General features: G+C 56.6%; 1 rRNA gene. It reads right to left on the bottom strand.

What is annotated here, in order from left to right:
* Nucleotides 1–61: 61 nt before the first annotated feature.
* Nucleotides 62–3,172: ribosomal RNA gene (locus AB0B57_RS36720) — 23S ribosomal RNA — on the bottom strand.
* Nucleotides 3,173–3,319: the final 147 nt, after the last annotated feature.

Raw genomic sequence — 3,319 nt, 5'->3', positions numbered from 1 at the left:
CCGGACACATTTCACGGGTGTTCGCTCGTTCAGAGTTGCACAGTGGACGCGTAGCAGCTTAGTAGTCAAGTCCTCGGCCTATTAGTACCGGTCAACTGAACCCGTTACCGGGCTTACATTTCCGGCCTATCAACCCAGTCGTCTAGCTGGGGGCCTTACCCCCACAAAGTGGGGTGGGATACCTCATCTTGAAGCAGGCTTCCCGCTTAGATGCTTTCAGCGGTTATCCCTTCCGAACGTAGCTAACCAGCCGTGCCCTTGGCAGGACAACTGGCACACCAGAGGTTCGTCCGTCCCGGTCCTCTCGTACTAGGGACAGCCCTTCTCAAGTATCCTACGCGCACGGCGGATAGGGACCGAACTGTCTCACGACGTTCTAAACCCAGCTCGCGTACCGCTTTAATGGGCGAACAGCCCAACCCTTGGGACCTGCTACAGCCCCAGGATGCGACGAGCCGACATCGAGGTGCCAAACCATCCCGTCGATATGGACTCTTGGGGAAGATCAGCCTGTTATCCCCGGGGTACCTTTTATCCGTTGAGCGACACCGCTTCCACTCGCAAGTGCCGGATCACTAGTCCCGACTTTCGTCCCTGCTCGACTTGTCAGTCTCACAGTCAAGCTCCCTTGTGTACTTGCACTCAACACCTGATTGCCAACCAGGCTGAGGGAACCTTTGGGCGCCTCCGTTACCTTTTAGGAGGCAACCGCCCCAGTTAAACTACCCACCAGACACTGTCCCTGAACCGGATAACGGTCCGAAGTTAGATACCCAAATCAACCAGAGTGGTATTTCAAGATTGCCTCCACCCATACTGGCGTATGGACTTCACCGGCTCCCACCTATCCTACACAAGCTAATTCGAGTACCAATGTCAAGCTATAGTAAAGGTCCCGGGGTCTTTCCGTCCTGCCGCGCGTAACGAGCATCTTTACTCGTACTGCAATTTCGCCGGGCCTGTGGTTGAGACAGTGGGGAAGTCGTTACGCCATTCGTGCAGGTCGGAACTTACCCGACAAGGAATTTCGCTACCTTAGGATGGTTATAGTTACCACCGCCGTTTACTGGCGCTTAAGTTCTCCGCTTCGCCCCGAAGAGCTAACAGGTCCCCTTAACGTTCCAGCACCGGGCAGGCGTCAGTCCATATACATCGAATTACTTCTTCGCATGGACCTGTGTTTTTAGTAAACAGTCGCTTCCCCCTGCTCTCTGCGGCCATACAACGCTCCACCCGCGCGGGGCTTCACGTCTCCGGCCCCCCTTCTCCCTAAGTTACGGGGGCAATTTGCCGAGTTCCTTAACCACAGTTCGCCCGATCGCCTCGGTATTCTCTACCTGACCACCTGTGTCGGTTTGGGGTACGGGCCGCTAAGAACTCGCTAGAGGCTTTTCTCGGCAGCATAGGATCACTGACTTCACCTGAATCGGCTCGGCATCACGTCTCAGCCTTCATGTGTTGCGGATTTGCCTACAACACGGCCTACACGCTTACCCCGGCACAACCACCGGCCGGGCTCAGCTACCTTCCTGCGTCACCCCATCGCTTGACTACTACCCATCAGGTTCCCAGCCTCCCCAACATCCGTCCGAAGACATCAGTCAGTTCAGGTGGTTAGCACAACGAGGTTCATCAGGGACGCTCTTTCGCGGGTACGGGAATATCAACCCGTTGTCCATCGACTACGCCTCTCGGCCTCGCCTTAGGTCCCGACTCACCCAGGGCGGATTAGCCTGGCCCTGGAACCCTTGGTCATCCGGCGGAAGGGTTTCTCACCCTTCTTTCGCTACTCATGCCTGCATTCTCACTCGTGCCGCGTCCACAACTGGGTCACCCCGCTGCTTCACTCGCGGCACGACGCTCCCCTACCCATCCACACACCTGCACAAGGAATCAAGTCCAAGCGAGGATAAAATGTGAATGCCACAGCTTCGGCGGTGTGCTTGAGCCCCGCTACATTGTCGGCGCGGAACCACTTGACCAGTGAGCTATTACGCACTCTTTAAAGGGTGGCTGCTTCTAAGCCAACCTCCTGGTTGTCTATGCGACCCCACATCCTTTTCCACTTAGCACACGCTTAGGGGCCTTAGCTGGTGATCTGGGCTGTTTCCCTCTCGACTACGAAGCTTATCCCCCGCAGTCTCACTGCCGCGCTCTCACTTACCGGCATTCGGAGTTTGGCTGATTTCGGTAAGCTTGTGGGCCCCCTAGACCATCCAGTGCTCTACCTCCGGCAAGAAACACGCGACGCTGCACCTAAATGCATTTCGGGGAGAACCAGCTATCACGGAGTTTGATTGGCCTTTCACCCCTAACCACAGGTCATCCCCCAATTTTTCAACATTGGTGGGTTCGGCCCTCCACGCGGTCTTACCCGCGCTTCAGCCTGCCCATGGCTAGATCACTCCGCTTCGGGTCTAGGACACGCGACTGAATCGCCCTATTCAGACTCGCTTTCGCTACGGCTCCCCCACACGGGTTAACCTCGCCACATGCCACTAACTCGCAGGCTCATTCTTCAAAAGGCACGCCGTCACCCCGCAAGGCTCCGACGGATTGTAGGCGAACGGTTTCAGGTACTATTTCACTCCCCTCCCGGGGTACTTTTCACCATTCCCTCACGGTACTTGTCCGCTATCGGTCACCAGGAAGTATTTAGGCTTACCAGGTGGTCCTGGCAGATTCACGGCAGATTTCAGGGGTCCGCCGCTACTCGGGAACACCCACAGAAGGTCAGCAACTTTCACCTACCGGACTCTCACCGTCTACGGTCAGCCATTCCAGACTGTTCGACTAGCCACTAACTTTGTAACTTCTCGAACAAGTGTCAGCTTGTTCAGCAGGGTCCCACAACCCCGACCACGCAACCCCTGACAGGTATCACACGCAGCCGGTTTAGCCTCGATCCGCTTTCGCTCGCCACTACTCACGGAATCACTAAATTGTTTTCTCTTCCTGCGGGTACTGAGATGTTTCACTTCCCCGCGTTCCCTCCACACACCCTATGTGTTCAGGTGTGGGTGACACCACATGACTGGTGCCAGGTTTCCCCATTCGGACACCCTGGGATCACAGCTTGGTTGACAGCTCCCCCAGGCCTATCGCGGCCTCCCACGTCCTTCATCGGCTCCTGGTGCCAAGGCATTCACCGTTCGCCCTTGACAACTTGACCACAAAGATGCTCGCGTCCACTGTGCAATTCTCAACAAACGACCAACCCACAACCCGATCCGCCCCACACCAAACCCAGCCCCTCAGGACCAGCGGTATGTGGAGCCAGGCCATGCCTGGCAGACTCCCAGCCCCCACACGGAGGGCC

This window comes from Micromonospora sp. NPDC049101 (genome assembly GCF_040648675.1).
Classification (GTDB): Bacteria; Actinomycetota; Actinomycetes; order Mycobacteriales; family Micromonosporaceae; genus Micromonospora.
This window is presented reverse-complemented; position numbering and strand designations above follow the sequence as displayed.